At 30.4% G+C, this 25,789-nt stretch carries 25 protein-coding genes; 5 read left to right on the top strand and 20 right to left on the bottom strand.

All coding sequences use genetic code 11. The annotated features are described in order from the left end of the window. Nucleotides 1-462 precede the first annotated feature (462 nt). On the top strand, nucleotides 463-1,515 hold the full coding sequence (locus tag Q0921_RS08625; RefSeq protein WP_299255916.1) for a BspA family leucine-rich repeat surface protein: 1,053 nt from the start codon (nucleotides 463-465) through the stop codon (nucleotides 1,513-1,515). A gap of 301 nt (nucleotides 1,516-1,816) precedes the next feature. Here Q0921_RS08625 and Q0921_RS08620 read toward each other — a convergent pair whose 3' ends face one another. The 12 genes from Q0921_RS08620 to Q0921_RS08565 form a co-directional block, all read right to left on the bottom strand. Next, nucleotides 1,817-2,161, bottom strand: a complete 345-nt coding sequence (locus Q0921_RS08620) for a hypothetical protein (RefSeq protein ID WP_299255915.1) — start codon at nucleotides 2,159-2,161, stop codon at nucleotides 1,817-1,819. Nucleotides 2,162-2,240: 79 nt separating this feature from the next. Further along, on the bottom strand, nucleotides 2,241-2,855 hold the full coding sequence (locus Q0921_RS08615; protein ID WP_299255914.1) for a hypothetical protein: 615 nt from the start codon (nucleotides 2,853-2,855) through the stop codon (nucleotides 2,241-2,243). Between the two features lie 81 nt (nucleotides 2,856-2,936). Further along, nucleotides 2,937-3,272 carry a hypothetical protein gene (locus tag Q0921_RS08610; protein WP_299255913.1) on the bottom strand — a complete coding sequence of 112 codons (336 nt, stop codon included), beginning with the start codon at nucleotides 3,270-3,272 and terminating at the stop codon, nucleotides 2,937-2,939. A gap of 4 nt (nucleotides 3,273-3,276) precedes the next feature. Beyond that, nucleotides 3,277-3,705, bottom strand: a complete 429-nt coding sequence (locus tag Q0921_RS08605) for a hypothetical protein (protein ID WP_299255912.1) — start codon at nucleotides 3,703-3,705, stop codon at nucleotides 3,277-3,279. Between the two features lie 11 nt (nucleotides 3,706-3,716). Further along, the gene (locus Q0921_RS08600; protein ID WP_299255911.1) at nucleotides 3,717-3,962 is read right to left on the bottom strand and encodes a hypothetical protein; all 246 of its coding nucleotides are present in this window, start codon (nucleotides 3,960-3,962) and stop codon (nucleotides 3,717-3,719) included. A 15-nt stretch (nucleotides 3,963-3,977) separates the two neighbouring features. Continuing rightward, nucleotides 3,978-4,412, bottom strand: a complete 435-nt coding sequence (locus Q0921_RS08595; RefSeq protein ID WP_299255910.1) for a hypothetical protein — start codon at nucleotides 4,410-4,412, stop codon at nucleotides 3,978-3,980. 361 nt (nucleotides 4,413-4,773) lie between these two features. Next, on the bottom strand, nucleotides 4,774-4,917 hold the full coding sequence (locus tag Q0921_RS08590) for a hypothetical protein (protein WP_299255909.1): 144 nt from the start codon (nucleotides 4,915-4,917) through the stop codon (nucleotides 4,774-4,776). Nucleotides 4,918-4,932: 15 nt separating this feature from the next. Continuing rightward, nucleotides 4,933-5,226, bottom strand: a complete 294-nt coding sequence (locus Q0921_RS08585) for a type II toxin-antitoxin system RelE/ParE family toxin (protein ID WP_299255908.1) — start codon at nucleotides 5,224-5,226, stop codon at nucleotides 4,933-4,935. Beyond that, on the bottom strand, nucleotides 5,226-5,450 hold the full coding sequence (locus tag Q0921_RS08580) for a type II toxin-antitoxin system ParD family antitoxin (RefSeq protein ID WP_299255907.1): 225 nt from the start codon (nucleotides 5,448-5,450) through the stop codon (nucleotides 5,226-5,228). The genes Q0921_RS08585 and Q0921_RS08580 overlap by 1 nt, the downstream gene beginning before the upstream one ends. A 55-nt stretch (nucleotides 5,451-5,505) precedes the next feature. Continuing rightward, entirely contained in the window at nucleotides 5,506-5,847 is a 342-nt protein-coding gene (locus tag Q0921_RS08575; RefSeq protein ID WP_299255906.1) for a hypothetical protein, read from the bottom strand. Between the two features lie 4 nt (nucleotides 5,848-5,851). Continuing rightward, nucleotides 5,852-6,067, bottom strand: a complete 216-nt coding sequence (locus Q0921_RS08570; protein WP_299255905.1) for a hypothetical protein — start codon at nucleotides 6,065-6,067, stop codon at nucleotides 5,852-5,854. A gap of 62 nt (nucleotides 6,068-6,129) precedes the next feature. Continuing rightward, a complete protein-coding gene (locus Q0921_RS08565; protein ID WP_299255904.1) occupies nucleotides 6,130-6,420 on the bottom strand; it encodes a hypothetical protein in 291 nt (96 codons plus the stop codon). Between the two features lie 856 nt (nucleotides 6,421-7,276). On the opposite strand from Q0921_RS08565, the gene Q0921_RS08560 reads away from it, so the two are divergent. Beyond that, on the top strand, nucleotides 7,277-7,417 hold the full coding sequence (locus tag Q0921_RS08560; protein ID WP_299255903.1) for a hypothetical protein: 141 nt from the start codon (nucleotides 7,277-7,279) through the stop codon (nucleotides 7,415-7,417). Nucleotides 7,418-8,023: 606 nt separating this feature from the next. On the opposite strand, the gene Q0921_RS08555 is transcribed toward Q0921_RS08560, so the two are convergent. From Q0921_RS08555 to Q0921_RS08530, 6 genes are all read right to left on the bottom strand, one after another. Then, the gene (locus tag Q0921_RS08555) at nucleotides 8,024-8,659 is read right to left on the bottom strand and encodes a hypothetical protein (RefSeq protein WP_299255902.1); all 636 of its coding nucleotides are present in this window, start codon (nucleotides 8,657-8,659) and stop codon (nucleotides 8,024-8,026) included. A gap of 640 nt (nucleotides 8,660-9,299) precedes the next feature. Then, on the bottom strand, nucleotides 9,300-9,911 hold the full coding sequence (locus Q0921_RS08550; RefSeq protein WP_299255901.1) for a hypothetical protein: 612 nt from the start codon (nucleotides 9,909-9,911) through the stop codon (nucleotides 9,300-9,302). Between the two features lie 169 nt (nucleotides 9,912-10,080). Continuing rightward, nucleotides 10,081-10,398 (bottom strand): hypothetical protein, encoded by a 318-nt coding sequence (locus Q0921_RS08545; protein ID WP_299255900.1) that lies wholly within the window; start codon nucleotides 10,396-10,398, stop codon nucleotides 10,081-10,083. Between the two features lie 234 nt (nucleotides 10,399-10,632). Continuing rightward, nucleotides 10,633-11,325 (bottom strand): hypothetical protein, encoded by a 693-nt coding sequence (locus tag Q0921_RS08540; RefSeq protein ID WP_299255899.1) that lies wholly within the window; start codon nucleotides 11,323-11,325, stop codon nucleotides 10,633-10,635. Between the two features lie 112 nt (nucleotides 11,326-11,437). Beyond that, on the bottom strand, nucleotides 11,438-13,195 hold the full coding sequence (locus tag Q0921_RS08535; protein WP_299255898.1) for an ATP-binding protein: 1,758 nt from the start codon (nucleotides 13,193-13,195) through the stop codon (nucleotides 11,438-11,440). Then, on the bottom strand, nucleotides 13,196-14,515 hold the full coding sequence (locus tag Q0921_RS08530; RefSeq protein WP_299255897.1) for a hypothetical protein: 1,320 nt from the start codon (nucleotides 14,513-14,515) through the stop codon (nucleotides 13,196-13,198). 765 nt (nucleotides 14,516-15,280) lie between these two features. Between Q0921_RS08530 and Q0921_RS08525 the strand changes: the two genes are divergently transcribed. From Q0921_RS08525 to Q0921_RS08515, 3 genes are read left to right on the top strand one after another with little or no spacing between them, the layout of a single operon-like run. Beyond that, nucleotides 15,281-17,197, top strand: coding sequence for a T9SS type A sorting domain-containing protein (locus tag Q0921_RS08525; RefSeq protein ID WP_299255896.1), 1,917 nt, complete (start codon nucleotides 15,281-15,283; stop codon nucleotides 17,195-17,197). A 30-nt stretch (nucleotides 17,198-17,227) separates the two neighbouring features. Then, on the top strand, nucleotides 17,228-18,358 hold the full coding sequence (locus Q0921_RS08520; protein ID WP_299255895.1) for a hypothetical protein: 1,131 nt from the start codon (nucleotides 17,228-17,230) through the stop codon (nucleotides 18,356-18,358). Nucleotides 18,359-18,416: 58 nt separating this feature from the next. Next, the gene (locus Q0921_RS08515) at nucleotides 18,417-21,089 is read left to right on the top strand and encodes a T9SS type A sorting domain-containing protein (protein WP_299255894.1); all 2,673 of its coding nucleotides are present in this window, start codon (nucleotides 18,417-18,419) and stop codon (nucleotides 21,087-21,089) included. Between the two features lie 146 nt (nucleotides 21,090-21,235). On the opposite strand, the gene Q0921_RS08510 is transcribed toward Q0921_RS08515, so the two are convergent. Both Q0921_RS08510 and Q0921_RS08505 read right to left on the bottom strand, forming a co-directional pair. Further along, on the bottom strand, nucleotides 21,236-23,989 hold the full coding sequence (locus Q0921_RS08510; RefSeq protein WP_299255893.1) for a CHAT domain-containing protein: 2,754 nt from the start codon (nucleotides 23,987-23,989) through the stop codon (nucleotides 21,236-21,238). Nucleotides 23,990-24,130: 141 nt separating this feature from the next. Next, a complete protein-coding gene (locus tag Q0921_RS08505; RefSeq protein WP_299255892.1) occupies nucleotides 24,131-25,480 on the bottom strand; it encodes a S8 family serine peptidase in 1,350 nt (449 codons plus the stop codon). Nucleotides 25,481-25,789 lie beyond the last annotated feature (309 nt).

Below are 25,789 nucleotides of genomic sequence, written 5' to 3'. Positions count from 1 at the left end.
ACTAGATGGTTTTCAGGGGTTTATTAAAGTGATTTCTTCTTTTAAAACTCATACACCGCTCTTCTAATGTCTCTAATTTCTCTGCGATAATAGTGATCAAGTATATGCGGTTGAAAATAATTTATCTCACAACTAACTCACATATAGATCTTTTGCTAATATCCTCGATGTTAAGTAATCTTTTGCAAACGAAATAATGTCTAAGAACTTTAAGAGCTTCATTCCTAAACTTCTAACACAGGTTAACTTCCATAATTTCATAGGTGCTGTTGTAGCCAGTTGTAATTTCAGTATGCTTTTTAGTTTCAAGTTTAACAAACAAATTTTCGTAAATAGGAATTGGATATTTTAACCCTTTATTTTCCCTTTTAATCTCATGTTTTCCTTTTCGTACATTTTATTTTGGTTTAATAATTTTTCCAACCTTTATTTGTAATATTAATTCATATAGAAAACAAAAAAATGAAAGCACTATCTATTTACATTTGTCTGTTCTTACTATGCATATCATGCTCTAATGATGATGACGGTCAGGTATTAAGCGATCTTAATGAGATTACTTCATTTAGTATTAATGAGCAACAGGGCACTATAGATAGTAACACTATTACACTTGAGTTTGATACAGGAACAGATATTACAGCTTTGACTCCTTTTATTGAGCATACAGGGTTAACTATAGTTCCGGCTATTGGTTCGGTACAAGATTTTACAAACCCTGTAGTGTATACTGTCGTTGCTGAAAATGGAGATACTCAAGAGTTTACGGTAACTATTAATGTTAGTTTGGGAACAGCGTCAGGAATAGAATTTATAACGACCTGGTCTGCTAGCGAAATTACCATTCCCACAAATCCAGAATTCACCTATAACTATAATGTAGATTGGAATAATGATGGGGTGGTAGATGAATCTGGAATAACTGGGGATATCACTCATACTTTTGACATCAATGAGGAGCATACCATACGTATAACTGGTATTTTTCCTGCAATACAATTTGACAACATTCCGCTGGATGAGTCTGATAAGATTATCTCTGTGGATCAATGGGGAACGGGAATATGGTTGTCTATGGACGCCGCATTTGCAGATTGTTCTAATCTTGAAGTTCTTGCCACCGATATTCCTGATTTGTCAAACGTGAGCAGTCTATTTGGTATGTTTGTTGCTGCAAGGTTAGCGAATCCTGATGTTAGTAATTGGGATACTGGTAATGTAACGAATCTAGCTGGTATGTTTTTTTCTGCTTCATTAGCAAATCCCGATATTAGTAACTGGAATATTTCTAAAGTTACTGATGCCGGTCTTATGTTTAATGGTTCGGCGTTGTCAACAGAAAACTACGACAAACTACTCATTAGTTTTGCTAATCAAACACGACAAAATGATGTTAGCTTTGGAGCTAATGACACCGCTTTTTGTTCTGATGAAGCAGCTGCCGCAAGAGCTACTTTGATTGGTGAAAGTAATTGGACTATTAGAGATGACGGTCGTGATGTTCAATGTGAATAACCCTGCCAATTTTTGTATAAGAAGTGGAAAAACACACAGATGATAGAAGTGTAGTATACTGCGATTTCTGCCATCTGTATGTTTATAAACCGATATAAAAAATTCGGAACGTGCTATCAAATACGATATGACTTTTCAATAATTTTTATAAATTCAGCTTTTAATTTCTGAATCATTTTTGAAATTAGCTACATTGGAATAAAGGATATATGTCCTTTATATTCCATCGTTTTATTGAACTTTTATCGTTTAGTGTAAAATGCGTTTTGTGCATTTTTACATAGTGTTAGTAAATGGTTCTTTATTGTTGAATTATGAATAATTCATAAAATTCATTATTACCAAACTCCTTTTCCGTTTTGAATAAATCAAATCTAATTTCATTCATTTCGAAATCATAAGGTTCCTTTATTAGTAAGTCTTCTTTTCTTAGCTTAAAAAGCATATCTTTCTTTAATTCCCATTTACTCGAGAAGTAGTGAAACTCACTATCAGTCCCTTGGTAATAGTATCCCTTAAAAGTAGGAGAAGAATTTAGAATAAATACACCTTGAATTTTATTTTTTTCAATTAATTTATAAGACTTAGAACAAGAAAAAAGTATCGCTGAAAGGAAGAGTAATAATATTATTTTTAAATTTTTCATATCTAAGTTTACTAATAATGGTATATTTCTTATTTATCTATCGGTTTATTGAACTTTAATATTTAGTGTAAAAGGTGTTTTAATCCATTTTTATATTTTGTTGTGGCACGTATCTTTTATTCAATCTCCATTCAACATTATTGATATCCCATCCCAATAACCCATTCTTTTCACTCCAATAAAATTGACTTACCTGATTCCCAGTTTTGTTTTCATCATTCTCACCTAAAATTACTTTTACGTCTGAATATATAATTTGATTAATTTTCATTTCTGTATTTGGTATACTATCAAATTCAAACACAGTAAAGCTCGTTTTATTTACATAGTTATGGTTGACAGATTTAGTTCTTATATTTATTCTTAATCCTTTCCAATCAAATGCGAATATTTCGATTAAAAAATCTGGAATAGAATCTGCGATTTTTGAACTATGATGTACTAAATCAATCCCATATTTTTCATATTTATTATGAAAAATTCTATAAGGAACTCTTTCTGTTTTATACCAACCTTTGTATGTTTTTAAACTAATTGTATCTTTTTCACTTCTATTCGATTCGAATACTAACACTTCATTTCCTTTGTACGGAATAAATTGATATTCCGTTTCTTGAATTTTGTATTTAGTCACACAAGAAATCAAAATCATCGTGATAAAAATGTTAATCAATACTAGAAAAGTCTTTTTCATATGTGCCGCAACAAAAATATAAGGGATGTATGTCCTTTGTATTTCATGTAATTTTATCTATTATAATCGTTTTATTGAACTTTATAGTTTTTCTGTCCAAAGATATCTAAACCTTAATTTTTTTACTTTAATTAAATCCCCAGGATAAAATCCTGTATACCAACCTTCGGAATATTGATCATAAATCTTATTTCTTAATTTAAAACCAACACTCATCCATATATCTTCATTAAAAACTACATCTTCATACCCTTCATATGAAACAACGTCATAAAATGCATCTTTACTGTAATTAGACAATTCTCCAACTACTTTGTCCTCAAATTCGATAAACCAACCATAGTTTCTCCCTAAATCTGATTTTTTAAGTTCTATTCTATCTTTATACCATTTAGTGATTTGTGAAAAAATATTCATCGTTTTATTGAACTTTGATTGTTGGTCTAATGACCGCAATTAATGTAACAAAGAAATCTCTACATACGATATAAAGTATATCTGAATCGTTAAATAAATTCATTTCTTGTACACTTGTTATTTTATCGTTGAGATTTCCATAGTTATTTTCTATAATTTCTTGAATAGATACAAATTCTTGTCCTATCAGTTCTGTATTGTTTATTTTGAATGAACTTTCTCTATTATACCAAACTTTACATACCACGTCTTCAAAAAAGTCTATCCTCCATGGATTCCCATTAATTCCACTATATTCATTTTCTTTTTTGTCAACAGAGTTATCTTTGATTAAACCAGAAGACAAAAGCTCTTTTTTGGAATCACCTAACTGAACAATGGATTCTAATTTAGAAGAATCCCATTTGTAAAAGTACTTATCTATTTTACTCAATTGTTATCGTTTTATTGAACTTTTAAATTTGTACACCTTACACCATGTACAAGTATGCCATTAAGTTTTATATCGAATTTGTATGCATTAAGGTTTTCACCTTGAAACATTCTTTTTTCTGATTTATTACAAATGATGACTTCGACATTTTCAGCTATAACCTCCCCAGGTAAATTTCTTTGCTCTGCTATCAAAATAGCTTTTACACCAGACCAATTGCTTGAGTTTATTTCCTCATATTTATCTTCAGTTATCATCGGTTTATTGAACTTTTAACTATCAATAGAAACACCTCGCTGTTTATTGTTCTCAAAAAACACATTAAAGTAATAATAAGGATTTTCTTTTTGTTCAAATGATAACTCAAATCCATTTTCATTAGAGGTGATCGCCTTTACCTGAAATTGCTCATCCAAGGATTGAAATTCCATATCAGCATTATTATATTCTTCATTAATTGCAACAGAAGATTCAGATTTTAGTATTTCTTCGTTCGATAGAGCATTAAGAATAATCTTTTTCTGGTTTGGAGAAAGTCTCTCAGAGTTTCCATCAATAATCAACTCAATAGTTTCTTCAAATAAAATTATAGTCCCTATCCAATTTACTTCCGACCCTTTAATATAATTACTGTTAAACTTTCCTAGATTCACATCAACTAATTCCAGACTAGTTTTACTTGAAAATAATTTCTTAAATAGCCCCATAATTTATCGTTTATTTAGACTTTTGATTTAGTGATTTTGAGCAACAAGATTATAAATTGAATTACCTGCGATAATTGTTCGTGCTATCCAAAAAAGATATTGTAATATTGGTTTTTTGCTATTGTTTGAATCCAATTTTTGATTAAACAAATCATTAAATTTTCCATTTGAAACTTGAACTCTATAATTATCTCCACCAATAAAATTTTTCAATATTAATACCAGATTTACTATCACTTGTACTAATTGGTAACATTCTAAAAAGAGTGCCTCAAACAATTTCTATACGCTCACTTTTAATGAATTCACTACGTAATGTTAAAAATAATTCGTTAAACTGTTTCTTTTCATTAAAATCTAATCATATTTTATCTATTAAAAGAGATAATTGAAACTCTTCGTAGTTGTCAACATTTTCAAAAACCATCTGAACAAACTTTTTTATCACTGGTTCTTTCTCATTAGGAAAATCAGCAGAAGTGTATGAATTTATTTTAATAGGCATCGTTTTATTTAACTGTTATTTTAAAAATTTTACTAAATCTTTTCCTCCATACAAAACTCTTATAATTCGAATATGTGTTTTGAATATTCTATAAAATATAATGTGTGATCCAATAGGAAAACTAACTAGCTTCATTTTAATTTCATCTCTCTTTTTTCCAACTTCTGAATTTTTAGAAAGGAATACAAACATTAAGTTAAGTTCTTCTAAGTATTTTATAGCTTGAGATTCCCCAAACTTCTTTAAACCATCATCATATAAACCCTCAATATCATCATCTGCTTTTGTAGATAATATAAATTTTCGCATTATCCTTTTTTCTTAGAATCAATAATATCTTGCATGGTTCTTTTGCTATCTGGAGCATTCCAACCCTCCTCAATTTCTTTTCTTAAATCTTTTATTACTTTATCTCTATAGATACCATGAAGCCTTAAAGCGTCACGTATTACTTCACTATTATTCTGATACTCTCCAGAAGCAACTTGCTTCGAAATATATTCTTCTTGTTGTTTTGTAAAACTTATATTCATATTCAAATATAATAATTGTGTCTATATTTAGCAAATATAAACATGTTAGCCCCTCTTATTCTTTTAAATGTTTTTCACAATATGCATTATCCGGCTCTTGATTTTTGTCCCAAAAATAAGCGTTATATTCAACGCAATTTCTAAGACCTTGATTCATTAAATATCTATATAAAGTGGCTTTAGAGCTGATATCACAAAGTTTACATATTTCTTTCACAGATAATTCTTTTGTTTTATCTCTGTAATATGTTTCAGCTAAGATTGCTTTCTTTTTAATTTCTTTAGTCAAACCTCGTTTTCTTCCGAACTTAACACCTCTTTGTCTTGTGCTTTCTTGCCCAGCTAATGTCCGTTCTATAATAATGTCACGTTCTAGTTCCGCAATGCCAGAAAACATCGTTTTATTGAACTTTAGATTTCCATTGTTTTATAACTGTTCTTGTCATAAAGAAAAATAATATTCCAAAAACTAACAAGAGTGGAGTGCCGATAAAATATAAAATATGGATCAGGCATCCATCTCCCGAACAAGGCATGTTACCCATTATAATTAAAGTAATAGAAATTACTAAGCCTATTATAGTTAATGTGTAAAGTGTCCAGAAAATTATTTTCATCGTTTTTTGAACTTTTATTTTTAGATATTACTATTTTTAGATATTACTATTTTTATAGTGACTCATCCCCAATTCATTTTTTCTGCTATTTTTTTTGGACATAAAACAATAACGGACTTTTTGCTTTTTAGAAACTTCGGTTCTTTATCAATTAGCAATTTAAGCGCAAGAGAACTTAACTCTTGATTATTTTCTGGATGATCAATATGAAGAGACCACTCATCATTTAGGTCATAAACTATTCTACCAACATTTACTTCTCCGTTTTGAATCTGTAAAATGGGTGTTCCAGATTTGATGAAAGGATCTGTTTTTCCAGTAGCATATACTTTTATTTCAGTAAGCTCTTTCATTTTTCAATCGTTTTATTGAACTTTGTAATTAACTTTTTCTTTTATTACCAGTGAAATCGTATGCAAAGAATATCACTCCAGAAATTATAATCTTTAATTAAAAAGACTGTAGTTTACATCATGGTTGGTACTAAACATCCCTCTAAATAAGAATAAAATTTTAATATTCTTATAATCACTATGCTAACTAAAAAACAGAATAGAGCAAGTTTAAATTATAAACGCTATTATAAACTAGAGCTATAAAGAACTATCCGAAAAATACATTATCGAAACTTTTATTATCAAAAAATTCAAATAGAGACGATAATACGGCAGTGCTTAATCCTCAAATATCTCCAATTTTTAATCTTAATTTCCAAGAGTTACTAATCGTTCTTTTTAAATTTCTATTTTTTCTAGTTCGGTTTCAAAGTTAATACTTTTGCCTTCTTTTTTTTACTCCCATATTATTTTGAATAATGCAATAGAATAATATTTCATCCAAATCAATCAACCTTTTGTTCATAAATTGGATGCAAGTATTAGAAAAGAGTCATACGGTTTCTAGGTTAGCTTAGTTTAACATAGACAATAATTTAAAAAGCATATTATCAATTATTTAACACTGAAATGCATATAAAAATCTAACATGAAATTTATAAATTTCAAGAATATTTTCTTGTTATTAACTCTACACTAGTATATCTTCATTTTGAAATTCAATAATAACCAAAGCGATAACACACATCAATTCAGTTGGTATAACAGTATTTTCTGTGAACAGAGAAAATATAGATGTATCGATTATACTTTCACTCAACGATTAGAATGTAAAATAATTACAAATATTTTTAACTTATAAACATTTATTATCATGAAAAAAAAGAGTATTAAAACATTAAAACTAGAAAAGAATACTATTGCAATTTTAGAAAACAAAGCTAGCATTAAAGGAGGAAGTATATCTCTTGCAAGTCGACGAGCAATTTGTGGAGCAAGATCTTCTTTGTGTTAGAAATTAAATAGTTAATAATTATTATTTAAATTGTAAAACATACATATAGATAGTTGGACTACTATTTTTATGTATGTTTTTGATTGACTCATCATTTTTTAGACTTTAGTTATTGTGTATATTGGGAAATGACCTTTCATTTCATCGTACCTTTTATTTCTCTAGGAGCAAAATACATAATTATTCGTATCAACTTCCATTACTCTCATTTTTGGGCCACCAGAAATTAGCTTTACAGTATCATCTTTAGTAATTTGATCCACCTTTAAATTTAATTTTAACCTTTTACAGCTTCTGCCGTTTTAAAAAGAACATTTACTTTAGGACAAGATTTCATGTCAAATATTTTTGACACTGTAGAAGGGTTAACATTTGCATGCTCTGCTATTGTAGATTGAAGTATATTCTACTTATCTGCGGATTCTTTAACTGAAAGAACAAGCTCTTTCCACAGTTCTTTATTTCCTTAGTAATTTCCCATCGTTTTATTGAACTTTAATGTTTGGTATAAGATTAATTGCTTGTTTTAAACCCTAAATTTAGTAAATGAATACAGATAAAAAGTCCTTATGGACTTTCATAAATAGTCTTTTACCAGCAATTAATTTATAAAGTACTAGCTACAGTTAATTTTATTCGTTCAATATTTTCATAAGGCTCGTTTTCCTCAATATATTCTAATAAATCGAATGCAATCCCAGTTTTTCCTTTTTCAATTTCAACGTTAACTATTTGTTCTAATTTTTTAATTCCAATTGCACTTACCCCGTAATAATCTATAAGAATTGAATCGTTTTTTTCAAAAAGAGCTTTTATTATTAAGGCTTTTCGATTAACAAAACCTATTCTTTCAAATTTGTCGTCTAACTTAACTCCAATTTCATCCGCAATTCTTGATGCGTTTTGTTCATCAATTTTCTTTTTATAGACTAAATATTTTTTTACTGTTAGAGGAAATAAACGTTCCAATAATGAATTTTGAGAGTAGTTTTTAGCCCAATGTAAATTCGTGTTCTTTTTTTGGAAATATTTTATTAATTCAATTGTTAGGTCAAATTTAATAATCCGAACATTTGGGACATAAATTCGGATTAGATTTCCATTTTTTAATTCAAATTCAGGAACAGAAATCCCATTTATTTTAAACTCTTTGCTATGGAAAATACTGTTCGTCATAATTGTGTTAAAAAAATATAAAGGATTAATAATCTCATCTTGAACTTTTATGAAATTATCTTCCATCGTTTTATTGAACTTTTAATTTCTTCCTTTTATAATTGACAAAATAATATTCATAATGAAAACAAGTTGTCCAATGAATATGATAAATGTGCACAACCATATAGACGAATCGGGAACATAAGTATTTGTATAATATCTTTCACCTAAAAAATGATAACTTACAAGACTTCTAATTCCATTTGTAATAAATATACCAATCGTTAAAATAAGGTGTAAACTATTCAGTAAAACTGAGGTTTTAAACCTATATCTTTCTAGGGTCCAATATATAAGCCCAGTAAGTCCAAAAAGCATGCTTATAAGTATCAAGATTTGTTGTTGAGAAAACACAAAATAAGTATCGTGAATATTGATATCTAATGTTTTATCATTCTGACAAAATGATAAAAGCAATAACACAAGAACAAAACTCCAGAATATTACGTATGTTTTTTTTATCAACCTTATTATCATCGTTTTATTGAACTTTTATTCCAACGCCAAATATATGAATCGGAGCAAGGCAAGTATACCTGAACCAATCGATTTATCTGCGCATTTTTATTTATTGTTTAATTTATAAAAATTTAGCGCCATTGCAAAAGTAAATGGCCTTTTGATCTAGCCTTAAATTGTTCTGATTTCATATATGATATTACCATTAGTATTTCTCTATTAGTTTTTCAAATCCGTTTATTAAATCAACTAATTTTTGCCTTTCTTCATAACCTGGGAATTTACTGTCTATATAAGCTTTTGGAGATGTACTTCCATAAGCAATATAATTTTCACCTTGAACAATCCAAAAATGATAATTTACTGTATGAGAAATGTACATAGTTGTTAATGTTGCTTTCCCTTTTTCTTCCCCCTTTTTTTTAGTAATATTTAATTTGTTTTTTTCTATTTTATATTTCTTTTCTTTAATGCAATTATTCAAATATTTCCAATAATATTTATGTTCTTTTTTCTTAATTCTTTTGCGTTTAATTTTAGTTTTAAATTCTGTAGAATGGAGGTTATAAGCAACAAATCGTTTTACACTACCATCATTTTGATAAACGATGAATTCTGAACTCTGTCCTTCTGCAAAAGAAGTAGAATAACCAATCTTAACAATTAATGAGTTCCTGTCCTTTAATTTTAGCAAGTTCGCATAAATATTTTCCGTTTCCGTTTTTCCTTCCCAGTCAATTTTTGGTATTTTGAAATTTTGTGAAAATAGATTTACAGAAAAGATCAGAAGTAATATTATCAATAAAGTTTTTTTCATTATGATAATTTTGATTCAAACATAGTTAGAGATTTGATTCAAATCAATTTAAATTGAGTGAAATAATCTTTTCGATTAGGGAAATGTTTGACTTTAGCAGTTAAGCAATATTAATGGTAACAAAGATATAATAGCAATTGCTATTATATCCCATCGTTTTTTTGAACTTTTATCGATTTTCTTGGAAATACTCATATGCATGATCTTCAATGTTTCCACTCAACTGATTCCCCTTTTCATCTTTCAATTCGTAAATCTCTTGTGTTCCACCAATTGAAGCACTTCCGTCTAAACCCAGGAGGATAATGTAAAAAACATCAGTTAATGAATTGTCCATTATTTTTTCCATTATTTCATTTTGTCGGTCGGTTAGATTAAGTGATTTAATTAGTTGACCAACCTCACTTTCAGGATTTTTCGATAAATACTCTTTCAGGAAATTCTGTTTTTCTATATAAAATGCCTTCACAAATTCTTCTGTGTTCATCGTTTTATTGAACTTTAGTGTAAATTAAATATCCCACAAATAAAAGTAGAATCAGAATCGCAAGTATTACTGATAACCTTTTATTGCTACCAATTATCCCTGCAATTAAGTCAAGTATCGTTTCTAGCATCGTTTATTTGAACTTTTAGTTTATTATCCTGCACAGAAAACATTTCCGCACTATCGGGATTGTCAATTCGCTGCTATGACATCATACTTGGTTTTATCACCAGCTTACTTTTTATCCAATTTTTTAGGATCGTCACCCTTCTCTATATTCGCTCTTTGCTCGCGAGGAACTTCAGGTATTGTAGATTCCGAATTGTTTTGGTTTTCATTACTTGAAGTTGAGTCGTTTTCTGATTTTTTGTCGGCCATTTCTATATTATTTATTTGTTCAATTTTAATATTTTCAGTTTGTTCAGTATCCAATTTTTGATCATTCATAAATAAGCTTGCTGTCACGATTAAAAATACAAAGATAGTGGCAGAAAAAATGAATTTTAATCCGATTTTGAAATCTTTATTTTGTTTAAGTACAATTGAAGAATTGTCTTGAAAGGAGCTTTTGTTTGCTCCAATTTCATACAATAACAATTGTTTGTAATTTTCATTAATCTTATTGTTAAACTGATTAAAGTCAAATCCGTGATCAAGGCCTTTAGGCATTAATACTTTTAACAGATAGATCAATCCTATTATCATAATAATTACGGGAATAAGAGTAATAATTTTAAGAATGATGACAGTATCGGAACTAGAAATAAATGCAATTGCAATAGGTAAAAACAATCCAGAAATTGAAATTAAAATACCAGCTTTATTAGTAGCGGTTTCATAAGATTTTAGTTGTTCTTGAAGTAATTCTCTCGATTTTGTTACTAAAAACTCTATATTTTTTATGTTATCATTTTCCGTGTCTTTCATTTATTTTTAATTGGTGGTAACAGTTGTGTATGTTTTGTTTGGTGTAAATCGTTTACGGACTGATAGCGAAGATAAACTATTTGCCAAATGGAATATACATCATTAGAGCCAGTTATTCTTTTCTCCATCTAGTTATTACTTCGCTAAATGTAACCTCTTTCCACTCGTTCTCCCATTGACTATGAAATTTAATACTTTCAGATTTGGGTTCAGGGTCAGGCATTTCCATTTGCACGATTGCAGGCATTGGAGTTGCATCTCCAACAATTAAACATTCTCCTGCTGATAATGTTGGCAATATATCGGTAATTGAATTTGCGTTGTTTGGAAGTAATCCTTTTATATAGTTTTGGTCGCTAATGTTAGTGAGTCTTAACGCAACAAAATTATTACATTGAGAAAAAATAGTATCTGAAACTTCAGAAGGTCTTTGGCTGACAACCATTAAACTCAAACCATATTTTCTCCCCTCTTTTGCAATTCGCTCTATTGATTTTTTTGAAGCTTTGTATTCAGCACCACCAGATTTAGGAATATAATTATGAGCTTCTTCACAAACTATTAAAAATGGAATATCATTTAGTTCTTTTATGCTGTGTTTTAACTTAGAATAATGAAATGCAAAATCAAATACTAATCTTGATATTAAACTTACAGTTATACTTAAAACTTCAAAAGGAACACCACTTAAATCAATTATAGTAATATTTGACTTGTCTAAATAGCCAAGGAATTGTTTTATTATTTCTTCGAAATCGTCTGTTTTGTATAATGTGCCGTCAGCTTTATTTGGTTGTAGTAAAAAATCTAATCTTTTATCATTTATTTTAGTTTCTAGCCTTGATAGAAATCTATTAAATTCACCATTGAAAGCACCATTACTTGCTTTTGTTGCTTTAGCCGTATTTGCTGTTACAAATTCTAGTTTTTTATCGAAATAAGAATTAATGTCAAAGATTAAAGTGCCATCAAGTAATTTTGGTTTTTGGTCTTCTCCCTCGATTTTATTTATAACCTCTTCATTCATATTTGAAATATAGTTATATACTTCTTCAATGCTAAAATAGACAGGAGTGTCATAGTTTACCTTTGTGAGCGTAGGATTATGTTTTTCTTTATTTAAGGTAACTGCTTTTTTAAACTGTGAAACTTGATTGTGCGAATTTTGCTCATTACTCTCTATAAATAATGATTCCAATTCCTCAGAGTTCATTAACCAGTATGGTAGCTTTAATTTATCTACATCAAGAGCGTTAAGGTTGAAATTCTCTTTGCTTTCGATTTCAAAGGCAGATTTGTATTCGGAATGAATATCAAAAATAATTATGTGTGCATTTTTTTGACTTCCATTATTTAAGTTCGTCTTTTTATTTATTCCAACAACATCTTGTAATATTTTAGCAACAGTACAAGATTTACCAGAACCTGTAGAACCAACAACTGCAATATGTTTGCTGAAAAAGCTATTGCCGTTTATGTGTAGGTTTATATCTCTATTTTGAATTAATTCTCCAAATTTAAATGAGTAATTACTGTCTTTACTAAAGATTTTACTCATAATAGCTTCGGAAACAATAAATACTTCTTCTGTCGGAGAAGGCAAAATAGAACTACCTTGTTTGAAGTCTTCGGAAAAGACACCTATTGGTTGAGAATTGATTATATATTTTCTATTATCGTCATTAATTTTTATACTCTGAATGACGCAAATTACGTAGTTATGATTTCCTTCTTTAATTTGTAGATACTTGCCAATCTGAATTTCGTGTTTGTTTTTTTCAAATGTCTCATCATCTTCAATCCTTATCATAATTAAATTTGAAGCACTTTCAATAACAGTTCCTATTTTTAGTAGTTCTTTACTTTCCATTTATTCAAAATTGTCAGTTAGCATCAATAAATATTGTAACTCATTTAGGTTAGAAACTTCTAAAAATTCAATATTTATGTCTTGAGTATCTATTTCTTTAAAATCTTCTTTTCCAATTATAAAGAGGTCATCACTTTTTTTACTATTTATGGCTTTGGCTGAATCAATATTATAATTACAAATTCGTAGTTGGAATTCTCTCCAATTTTTTGTGCTAATTATAGCAGGCTCTCTTAAAAACTCTCCTTGAAAAAAGTCATTTCCTTTTAACCCATTTTGAAATTTCAGTCCTTTTTGGTGTAGCCTACTTTCTATTTGTGGGATTAAATTTTCGCTATCTGTTTTTATGCAGAAAACTGGTGTTTTACTATGGAGTTTGATTTTATAATGATATTTACCTATATAATCTGAAATAAATTTTACGATTTTATTTTCAAAATCTTTAATATTTGATTCATTGAATAGAAAGTATCTTAGTCTATGATTAGCTTGTAAGTTCAATTTCAACTGACTCCTTCTTTTCGTTAAAAGTGCTGAATAAGTCAAAAATTCCCTTGTCCACCTTGTTATCGCTGTTTTTTTATTTTTTTCTAATTCTGATATGAAATTAGTGTTGTTTATTTTTCTGTCGTCTGAATTATGTAGGATACTTTTGTTAGCTATTTTTTGGATGGCATTTGGATAAAATAGTTCCTCAATATCAACCTTTGTAAAACCGCTTTTAGTTTCTAGTAATTGTTTTATATCGACTATTAGTGCATCAAAAGATTTTCCAATAACAAACTTAAATTTTTCAGGTTTTAAAAAGTTATCTATATCAATTTGTAGCTCCAAATCAGTGGCAGTTCCATAATATGTTGTTATTGTTTTTATGTCTTCTGCACTTTTTTTAGGTTTTAGTAGAAGTTCTTTTATTACTTTCGTTTTTGGCGGTTTTAGCGTGGAAATATTATTAAGATAAGATTTGTCTTTTGATTTTAGAATTGTTTCAATATCACTTTTAGAAATTATTTTTTCTCCTTCGGTTTCATCTGAGAAATGAGCGTAGAGTATGTATTGAATATCCTTGTCTTTATTGTTAGCATAATGAACTAACATTTGCAATATTGGTTTTGAAATGTCGGATAATTTATATTTTCCTTTTGTTTCGTGATATTTACATTGGATAGCTTTTGTTAAACTTGCTGATACTACATCAATATCTTCTATAATTCCTTCTACAGTTATTTCAGTTCCATTAGGTTCAGACAATACTTGTTCAAGAGTTTTATTGAATTGATAAATAAATCCTTTGATTGTATAATCTGCTTCTCTAGTCATAGTTTTTTTAATTGGCTCTAACAATAATATAAAGGATATATGTCTTTTATATTTTCAAATAGTTTTTAATAAACGATACCCCATACCCGAAGAAATCTTCAGGCATGGGGTGGTTTATAATTGTTTGTTCCTTCTAAATTAGCAAAATAAAATTAAAATACTATTTTTTCCCTCAATTTTTATAATACGCCTTTTGTAAATCAAATTTCTGAGATGGGTTACTTATACGTGCATATCCAAATAACATATCAGTTCATTTAAGTGTCAAATCGTAAACTTATAAAATGAACCGATTTAATGAACTTAAGAGATTTCGAGGTAGAATTTATGAGATCAAGCCGTGGAGGTGGGATTAGTTCAACTATCTATTTTGATGAAGTGCTACGTGACTTTTCAAAATAGAGTTTCACTAAAACTACCATTTTAAAAGAACAGATTTAGTAAGCTAAATAAAATCTTATTCAAGATAATTACTCAGATTGATTGCAACTACTCAAATTCTTAGTCTCAGATTCATGCTCATTTCTGCTCTTTTTTCTCCTTATTGATTCACTTATTCTTCGACTTATATCGCCTATGATTTATTAGGGAAAACGCAACTACTTCAAAAAAAATAAAAATCAAGGGTAACATGTAGCACTAAACATACTCCCCTTACTAAATAAGCAATTGTTTCTGGGTCTGATCAACCATAATCATTTTTTGTGAAGCAAAACGCGGTAGCCGAAAAGCGTATGAGTAGGCATTTCTTTTAAAACTAATACAATGAATTTTAAAAATATTTTAGTACTATTTTTTACAATAGTATCGGTTAATCTGGGGGTAGGTCAGAACCTGGTCACCAATGGAGATTTTTCTTCTTACAATACCAATTGTAATAATTATAGTTTCGCATTTACTACCACTAGCAATAATTGTGTTCCTAATTGGAATTCATTTACCGGTAGTCCTTCATTGCACGGAACGCCTTCTAATCCAAATGCCTGGATGTGGTCAGGAGGTTCAAACAATCATTACGAGAGTATACAAACTGCTATCGCATTTGAGACGGGCAAATGTTATGCAGTTTCTTTTAGAGTACGAACGAATGATAGAGGTAATCAGGATATAAGTGATCACGGTACGATAAACTTAAGAGCGGTTAATTTTCAGAACGGTACCATCCTTAATGAACAAACTATTTTTTCGAATACAATAGGCACATATTTAGGAAATAACTGGCATTTGGTTACGACCACTTTTACACCTAATGCAAACTATGCCAGCCTTTTGATCAATCCTTTGTATACAGGAGGAGCAAAACAAGCAGAAATGACTATTGATGATATCGTTATCGAAGAAAGTCAAGCATTATCTGTTGATTTTCATTTTGAAGATTCTGATTCCAATAGTAAAGATGCCTTTTGTGAAGGGGAAACGATTCTTTTAAACGGAAGCGCTTCTCAGGGAGAAGTTCGTTATTTTATTGATGCGTGGAGGAGACCTACAGGAAGTATTGGTAGTTTTCAGTACGTATCTGGATTAGGTTGGACTACAGGGCAATTGCAAACCGTTAATTTAACCACGCTATTTGCAGGAAATAATGTGAATTTTGAAGCTGGCTACGAATATGAAATCAAAGTAGCATTAGGGAATGCATGTATCGGTTGGTTACCATTAACCAAACGATTTACCGTGTTATCGAATGTAGCCTTGGATTCTAATTTCACCATGAATGCTAGCTGTGCTGGTAATGGAACGATTACAGTACAGGTAACAGCAACAAACCCTAATGTGTATCAATGGTGGGGATTATTTGAAACGTCGACTTCTACAACAATTGGAGGTACACAAGTTGGACCTATTCAAGGAGGTACAACGTTAACGTTTAGTGGATTAAGTAGAACTAAAAATTATTATATCAAACATGGGGTTTGGAAAGATGCTGATAAAAACTGTTATCCGTGGCAAGAAACCAGAAAAATTGTTCCTAGTTCTGTAAGTTGGGCTGGATATACTACGGATTTTGCACTAAGTGTAAGCTCTAACTTTAATGGTCAAGTAAGTGTAAATGTACAGGCAAATGCCAATCCTCTTTCTGTGTATCACGGATGGGAAGTGTATGATGTTAATCATAATGTCATCAGTGGATTCTGCTGTAATTCTGATGTGGCTTCTTTTCAAGGGCTTCTGATCAATACTTGGTATTACATAAAACACGGAATCTGGAATGATTGCAAAGAATGGCAAGAAACCAGAAAGTATTTTAGAGTGCAGATACAAGAAAGTGAGAATAATATCGGAGGATTTATTTTAGAGACGAAAGAGTATCCTTATGAGCCAGATAGTGGGTACAGTAGAGAAATTAATGAGTTAGTGAATTCAGGTGCTATTTATGAACTGTATGAAGAATATGAAAGGGAACATTCTACAGATGATAAAAATACCAATGTGTCTAAGTTAGAGATGTATCCTAATCCGGTACAATCAGGAAATACACTGACCATTTCGGGATTTAATAACGACCCTATTAAAAGTATAGCACTGGTTGAGCTTTCTGGAAAAAGCACCTCATTATCTTTTTCGGTTCAAAAAGGAAACATCGTTTTAGACATTGATTCTAGAATTGATAAAGGGATGTATTTTATTAGAATCATCAGAAAATCAGGAGCGATAATCACACAGCAATTAGCAATACAATAAAAATTTGAATCAACTTAAAATATAGAATAAATGAAAAATTTAAAATCATTTTTTTTGATCACTTTGTTAGCAATTATAACCTTTTTTTATGCTTGTAATGATGAGTTTACTGCATCAGAAAAGCAGGTTGTATTGGAAACCACTTTGAAAAAAGAAGGAGTATTAGATCGACTGAGTGGAACGCTTCAGACTACAAATAATAAACCAATAGATAACGCAACGATAAAACTTAAAGGAAAAATAATTGGAATAAGTGATGCAGAAGGGAGCTTCATCTTAAAAGAAAATAGTTTTAGTCTTGGTGATGTATTAACTATAGAACATCAGGGTTTTGTGACCGTATCTAAAGTAATTGAGGAAAACACAAAGTTGTTTATTTTGATGAAAGAAAGGGCTAAAGCTCATGTAATTGATTCTAAAAAAGGAGCAGAAATCTCTGTAGCTTCTGATGGACAGATAACAATACCGCCAAATGCATTCAGTTATAAAGGAAAACCTTACAATGGTTTAGTAGAAATTAGAGCAACTTATATAGATATAACAAATCAGTTAGAGTTAAGGAGTGCTCCAGGAAGTTACATTGCAGAAAACGAAGAAGATGGTACTCTATATCCGTTAACTTCTTTCGGTATGATCGAAATAACAGCAACAATTCCTGAAGAAAATATTCCTTTAGACTTGAACGAAGGTGTTGCTATTGACACTTCATTTCCCATACGGACAGAAAATACTCCTGAACAAGTCAATTTATATGAGCTAAATAGAGATACAGGATACTGGGATATCTCTGGAGTTTTGATTAACCAAGGAAATATCTTACGAGGAGAGATTACATCGGTTAATAGTGCCTGGAATGCAGATGATCCTTGTGCAAATGCGTTGGTATGCGTAAGAGTACAAGTTGTATATACGAATGGTGACCCAGGATGTTATGTGTGGGCTACCGGACTTACTTATAATGGGTTTTCTGGACATTTTACACCAGATGCAAATGGATTTGTAGAATTTTGGGTATGTCCTGATAGCGTATTTCAGTTAAATGCTTGTTTGTGTTTATGTATCCCTGGAGGACCAATTCATACATCTATTATAGACTTGTCTACAGTGACAATGAACCCTTCTGGATGTACAGATCTTGGGGTTTGGACCATAAATAATTAATAAAACAATCCACCTCTATAGATAAAAGATATGGAGGTGGATACAATATACTGAAGCAATGAAATCATTCATAAAAAACCTCTTGTTTATAAGTTTTGGGATTACCATACTTTATGGACAAGAACAGATAAAAGAAGGAAGTGATTTTGATCACATCGATACGTATGTGCCCAAGACACTTCAATTAACAACTTCTAACGAAACAGTAGCTGGTTTAGAAGAGTATTTAGAGAGATATGAGCTTTTTGATTTTAATTTTGAAGAGGTTTATAAACATGTTAATAAAGATAATTATGTTTCTGAATTAGTGATAGCTGCAGAAAAATGGAAATATATAATAAGTTTACAATCTAATGATATCAGAAGTCCAGAGTATGTAGAAGCGATTAATGGAGAAATTATTAATGAGCGAGGAGAAACTACCAACATTATTGATCAGGTTGATACATATAAAGGATTTGCAGATAAAAACAGAAATAATGTGGTTAGAGTAACTATCACAAAAGATAATTTTTGGGGATATATCTATGATAAGGAAAAAGAGGATTGGTTGTTTTTTGAGTCCACTCGTAGTTTTTTGAAAAATAATGAAGTGAAAAATTTATTGTTGGTATACCGAATGAATGACCTAAAAGAAGCGTCATTGGGAACATGTCAACAGGTAATTGTAGCGATAGAAGACGAGGAAGAAATCAGTATTGGAGATAAAACTTTTACTGCAAAAAGTGGTACAACAAATTGCACACCAAAATATTTGGAAATCGCAACCGATGCGGATTATGAACACTATCAAAAATATAGAAATAGAGGAGGTTCTAATGCCAAAATCTTATCCTTGTTAAACCAAACAGAAGGAATTTTTTCTATTTATTTTAATATTCTTTTTAGTGTTACTGGTCAGAATATACAGACATCAAGTACAGATCCATATACATCTATTATTGCAGAAGATCGATTGGGAGAATTGAGAGCAAATAGTCCTTCGATTTTTGCGGGGGTGAACAGAGATCTAAATATGCTATTTACTGGATTAAGACGTATGAAAAATGATAACGGAAGCTTAACTGTAGGGGGAATTGCTTACCGAGGAACAGTTTGTCGCATTCCTACTTATGCCTGTGCGGTAATTGGTGATGTTTCTAACGCGTTTATGACGATTGCACACGAAATAGGGCATGCATTAGATATGTTGCATCCATTTGAAGTTTCTGGTAATACAGAATGTAATATAAATCCAGGTATTATGTGCTATGGTTCGACAGGGTATTTTTTTAACGCGTCCAGCGTAATTAGAACTCAGAATCATCTCACTTTGTATGGTAGTTGTCTAAATAATATAAATTCATCGACAGTAGGAAATGACTGGGAGATGACTTGGACCAATGAAAGAAATAAAAGAAGACTAGGTGGTTGGTATTTTAATAATGGAGATCATAAGCTGGTAGGAGATTTTGACGGAGATACCGATGAAGAACTCCTTTTTATGAGTAGTACGACCTGGTCTGGAATGGAGGATTATTCCTGTGATACAGGAACAGACTGGTATGATACCTGGAATAATCACGGAAGTAGATGGATTGGATCGTGGTATATGAATGATGGAGATAGACATTACACAGGAGATTTTGATGGTGATGGAATTACGGATCTATTGTCTATGTCTGTTAGTAATGCTTGGGCAATATTGCAAGGGTTCGATGCAACTACAAACTCTTGGTATTATAAATGGGGTAATTCTGGTAGTTTTAATATTTCTACGTGGCATATAAGATCTTCTGATCAATTTCAGGTTGGAGATTTTGACGGTGATGGAAAAGATGAGCTACTTGGATTTTCATATGATTGGGCGAGTTTATTTGATTTTGATGGAGGGATTTTTAACCAACGTTGGACTAATAGTGGTAGTGGAAGAATTGGTGGAGTAGATGCAAGTTATAACAATCGATATACACCTGGTAAATTTACTGTCACTAATACAGATGAATTGTTGACTTGGGTAAATACTTGGGTTACAGTCTTGAGATTTAATACGAATACTTCTCAGTGGAATTGGGTTTGGAGTCAATATGGAGACTCAAAATTTGCACATATGCAGATATTACCTCTAAATAATGAACAAAAAATATTGATAGGTAATTTTGATCAAGATCCAACAGATGAGGTTTTGAATATTAACAATGTTTGGTCTGCAACTGCCGATTATAATGGAACAGATTTTCAGCAAAACTGGAATAATTCGGGAACAGGAAGACTCGATAATTGGTATTTAAATGGGGTTCAAAATGACTATTTAACTGTAAAAGCAACTCCTCATAATGAAAAGCACGTGCTAGCATTAAAGTATTATGAGCTACATGATTTGTTTTATTATGAAAAGTGGCCTGAGCTATCTACCATGTATCGTAGTAATGAATTACATAATAAGCAAAATACTAATAATGTGTCGGCTTCTCTTGAAATGGATTTAATAAATCCCTACACTATTACGTTGTATCCTAATCCAGTATCGGATCAAATATATATAAAAATTGAATCCAATATTTTTGATGTAAATGGAGTTGTAATTGATGTTTTCGATTTTAAAGGAACTAAATTAATCTCTCAAAAAATGAAACAAAATGACTGTCAAATTGATATGAGTTCTTATGCAGAAGGTATCTATATTATGAAGTTTTCTGATAAAGGTGGTTTTGTAAAAACACATAAAATAATTGTTGCAAATCAGAAATAGAGATTGCAGTGATGTAATCTAAGTATAGAAAACGTTTTAATGTAAAAACAATAAACCCATTCTAGATTTGGAAATATTCTTCTTTTATGAGGTGTATTTTAAATCTATAATGGGTTTATGGATTGATTTATTTAGAGAGTGCATTGTCAATTATGATTTTTTGCTTTTTTTAAATAATAAATAAAAATAACTAGTGCGATTATAAAAAATGTAAATAACCAATACCAATTGTTAATACTTTGAGATAGATCTATAGGAGCATTATCACCTATCAATATTAAAGAACCCCAATAAAAAGGAGATAGTTCTGTGCCTTGATGTGTGTTTATATAATTTAGTTTAGCATTTCGTAAGGCGTTAGATTTAGTAAGCCCTTGGTTGATGCCTTTGTAGAAATCAATCATCAACTCTTGGTTCGATTTATCATTGGTAGACCATAAAGATGAGATTACACTTCTCGTTCCAGAGTGAAAAAAGCCACGAGCCAGACTCATTACGCCTTCTCCTTTTTCTAGCTCTCCTAAGGATGTCTTGCAAGCACTTAGTACTACCATGTCAGATTGATTCTTAGTGGCATAAATCTCCTGTAGCGTTAGCTTTTTATCTCTAAATGCTATCCAAGGATCTATAGCATCACCAATATCTGCATGTGTAGAAAGGTGTATAATTTTATATTCAGCGATTGTATTTAGAAAATTAGCTTTGGTTGCCTTTTCTTCTATTAGAGTTTTTCCATTAAATAAATCTGAAATCAATAGTACTTCTTTTTTACTTAGGGTAAGATCTCCCAGTTCTTTTGTAGCAAAGGTTACAGGGGCAAAGCCTATAAAAGAATGTTTAGGCGTAGTTTTTATCTGGTCTTTACGATCCAGATATGACATCGAATACGCATACCGTATCTCAGTATCCTGTATCAAATATTTATCAGATTGTTGTGAGGTAATTAACACATCAAAAGAGACTTGTTGCAATGTATAATCAGGTATGATGGTAACTTTCTTTTCTTTAAGTTGGGTATATACCTGTTGAGGTATTAATTTTTTAAATATGAGATTCGCGTTTTTTTGATAGGCAGTTAGTTGTTCTTGAGTACGAAACCAATCAGAAGACTGCTTGCGCAATTGCCTAATATTTTGCTGAAGCTTAGGGACATCTTTTATTTCAAAAAAAATAGATTTGTTGGATGTGGTAAGCAAACCATAGCCTTGATTTTTATCCAAAATATATTGTAACACCACTTCTTTATCTGAAATATGTTTTTTACTAAATGCCTTATACGGTAAGACGATTATTTTCTTTTTATTAGCAGCATATTCTGGGTATATTTTAGTTATAGAATCTACAAATTTTTCATACAGGTTTTTATTATGATAGACTCTATCTTTTATCGAGATGATGCTGTCTTTAGCTATTTTTTTTGAATTATTTAATTCATTTTCAGAAAGATAGATTGCTTGTTTTAATGCAAACTCTCGTTTTGCTATTTCCAAAGGAAGCTTGGTGTTTTCTTTGGCTTGTTCATTGGTAATATCTTCTAATAGTAACAAGGCCTTATTTTTTTCCATAAAATAATAGGCCTCTTTGTTTTTTTTAAGCAGATAGCATGTTTCTACAGCTTTGATATATAATTTGGATCCTTGTTCTCGCCAAAATAGTTTGGATTTATACTCCGTACTCTCAAAACGAATGATGTCTACTAACAGATCTGCAATTTTAAATGTTTTTAAAGCTTGTGTAAGATGATCTTGATTTTTATCATAATGGTAATAGGTAATCCAAGCATTTGCTTTTTGGATAAGGTGATGCAATAGGTAATATTTGTTGACCGCTACTTCTAATTTTTCTGTGTCTATTAAATCATTGTATGCGAATTCTTCATAATTGTTTATAGCATAATTAATTGCTTTTTGGTATTGATATAATCCCTCTTTGAATTCTTTTTTCTCAATGTACAGATCACCTAAATTCTCATATGCAGCAGTATATTTTGGGTTATGACTGATAGCGTTTTTTAAGTTAATCTCAGCAGTGTCTAATTGTTTCAGGCGCAAAAATGAAAGACCTAGACTGTTGTAGGAAATAGCTTTAAGAGTTGAATCCCGAGGGTTTCGAGATTCTAGAACTTTAGAAAAAACAAGAATAGCTTCGTGGAATTTACCTGTTTCGAGTAATCTATTTCCTTTAATTTGATTTAATCTATTATTGAACCCTATCGTATTAAAAGAAACCAGGTCTAAAATAGAGTCAGCTATTTGTAAATTCACTTTAATCTCATTAGAATATTCTTTGTAACCCATTATAGAATAAATGTCCGCTCTTAATAAAAACAGACTGATTAAACTTTTCTGATTATCATCAAGAAGTTGACATAATTTAAAAGCTTTTTCTGTAGAATTTAGAGCTTTATGAAAATCTCCTATTTTAATATATGAACTTCCTAATTCATTGTATGCCTTTGTTTTCTTACTTATTTTTCCAACCTCGATGAGTTTAGAAAAATAATCAATAGCATTAAAGTATTCATAATTCTGAAAATTAAAAACACCTAAATTGTATAATGTTTTATCAAGAGATTCCTGAGGTGTGCCTTCAACTTTATTTTTGATGTTCAATGAGTTTTTCGCGTAGTGAATCGCATTTTTTAATAGTTTTTTGTCGTTGGTTATTCTCCATTTTTTATAGCGATCTACACTATAATCATGATAACAATTTGCTAGGTCCAATGTAGGTAGCAATCGAGATTTTTGTTTGAAGAAAGAATCTAATTTTTGTTCCTTTTTATTGTCGTCTATTGATGTCGATATGATGCTTGTGTATTGAATATGTTCTTGACCTTCTTCTTGTGTATAAGACGGGAAAATACAAAGGGCAAGTAATAAAACAAAAAGCGTAATTTTCATTATATAAAAATATGGAAATTACGCTTTTGAGAAGAATATTTTTAATATATATCTAGTAGATAAAAATAATTGCTAGAGATGACAGCTTTGATTAAATATAGGAGATCCTTTCTATAAGTGATATATTGTTTAAAAAAAGAATTACCTATTTTGTTTCAGGATAACATTTCCTTCTTCTATTTTTCTTTGTAAACCAGGTACCTTATGACAGCTATCCATTATGTTTGAATAAAGCTGTAAAGAAGGTGCTTCTTTATCGTATAATTTCCCTGCAATAGATGTCACATAGGCAGAAGAAAATGATGTTCCCACTGGATATACAGTAATGCTGGTGTTAGGGTTTGACTGCATAATCAGAGTATAGTTATCCATAGGAGCAGCGAGGTCAATAGTTTCTGGCCCATAGTTGGATCTTTCCATAGTAATACGCTCTAGAAGATCAGGTATATCTAGTTCTTCTTCTAGGGATAAATCATACCCGCCAACTCCTAAGAGATTCTCTATAGCATATCCAGACGGAAAATGAGGAGTGTCTTCATCTACATTAACACCATAGTTACCTGCTGAGGTTATGAATAAGGTACCCTCTGAGATTTCTTCCATTATAGCTTTCAGAATTGATTGATTTCTTAATCCATACCAGCCAAAGCTCATATTCACAATATGTATGTTAGGAATTTTAGACACGTAGTTCATACCGCAAACTATATCAAAATAGCTTCCACTTCCATCTTGTCCAAACGTTTTTATAGGTAATATTTGATGTGGTACACCATCAGCATTGAGTTCTGTCGTAATGATTTTGGTAACTTTAGATCCATGACCATTATCATCTCTAATATCCTTATCGTGATTTATATAATCCCAACCCGAGACACCAAATGTTCCATTTCGTGCATTTCTAGTATTGTATAAAAAAGGTTGAGAAAAAAAATCATAATCTACTCCTGTATCCAAAATAGCAATATTTACATAATCAGGATTATTGGATGCTATTATTCTGTTATCGATTGGTGTTGTATAATTCCCTGACAAGGTATTGTTTGCTATCGTTATATAAAATTGATAATCATATACTGCGTCTTCATCTCCTTCTACATTTTCATCACCTTGAGAGCTAGGATCATTAGTGACTAAATTTTCAACAAGATGTCTTACTCCCAGAAAATTATTGTGCGTAGTATCAATGGTCCATAACTCAGGACCGTTAATATCACAATCACAGGTTTCCCGATTTAAAATATTAAAGCTATAAAATTGTTCAATTTGTTGGCGTTTATTTTTTTTATCAATAGTACTTAATGTAGTATCTCTAAAACGAACTACTACTTTATTTCTGATGATGTCTGGAATAGGAATATTACTTGAATTTTTTTCAATATTTTCCAATGTATCTATGTTTTCTTCTAAATTATCTTCATCTATAGAACATCCCCATATTCCTATTAATGAAATGCATACACATGCTACTGTTACAATACTTTTTTTCATGATTTAGTTTTTTAGTTTATATAAAGCATTTTTTCTTCCCCGATGTATAAATACTTATGCTTAATTTATAGACAGGAGTTCAAAATAGTTGAATTGTTACCCCAAAACCTAAAAATTATTTTGTAAATCTTTATCGTAGGGTTGAGAATTGTGTTTTTTTTCAACAATTAGTGTTTTGGTTAATAGTGTTCTGAGTTGAATATGAGAGCTTGAAATGAGAAAAAATGTTTTTACGTTTTTTGAAAAATAAACATAGAATCAAGAGTAGTTAACCCATAAAAAAACAGGCTTATTCCCCTCATAAAGTTT

Origin of the sequence: uncultured Aquimarina sp., assembly GCF_947496855.1 — a bacterium.
In the GTDB taxonomy this organism is placed as follows: Bacteria; Bacteroidota; Bacteroidia; order Flavobacteriales; family Flavobacteriaceae; genus Aquimarina.
This window is presented reverse-complemented; position numbering and strand designations above follow the sequence as displayed.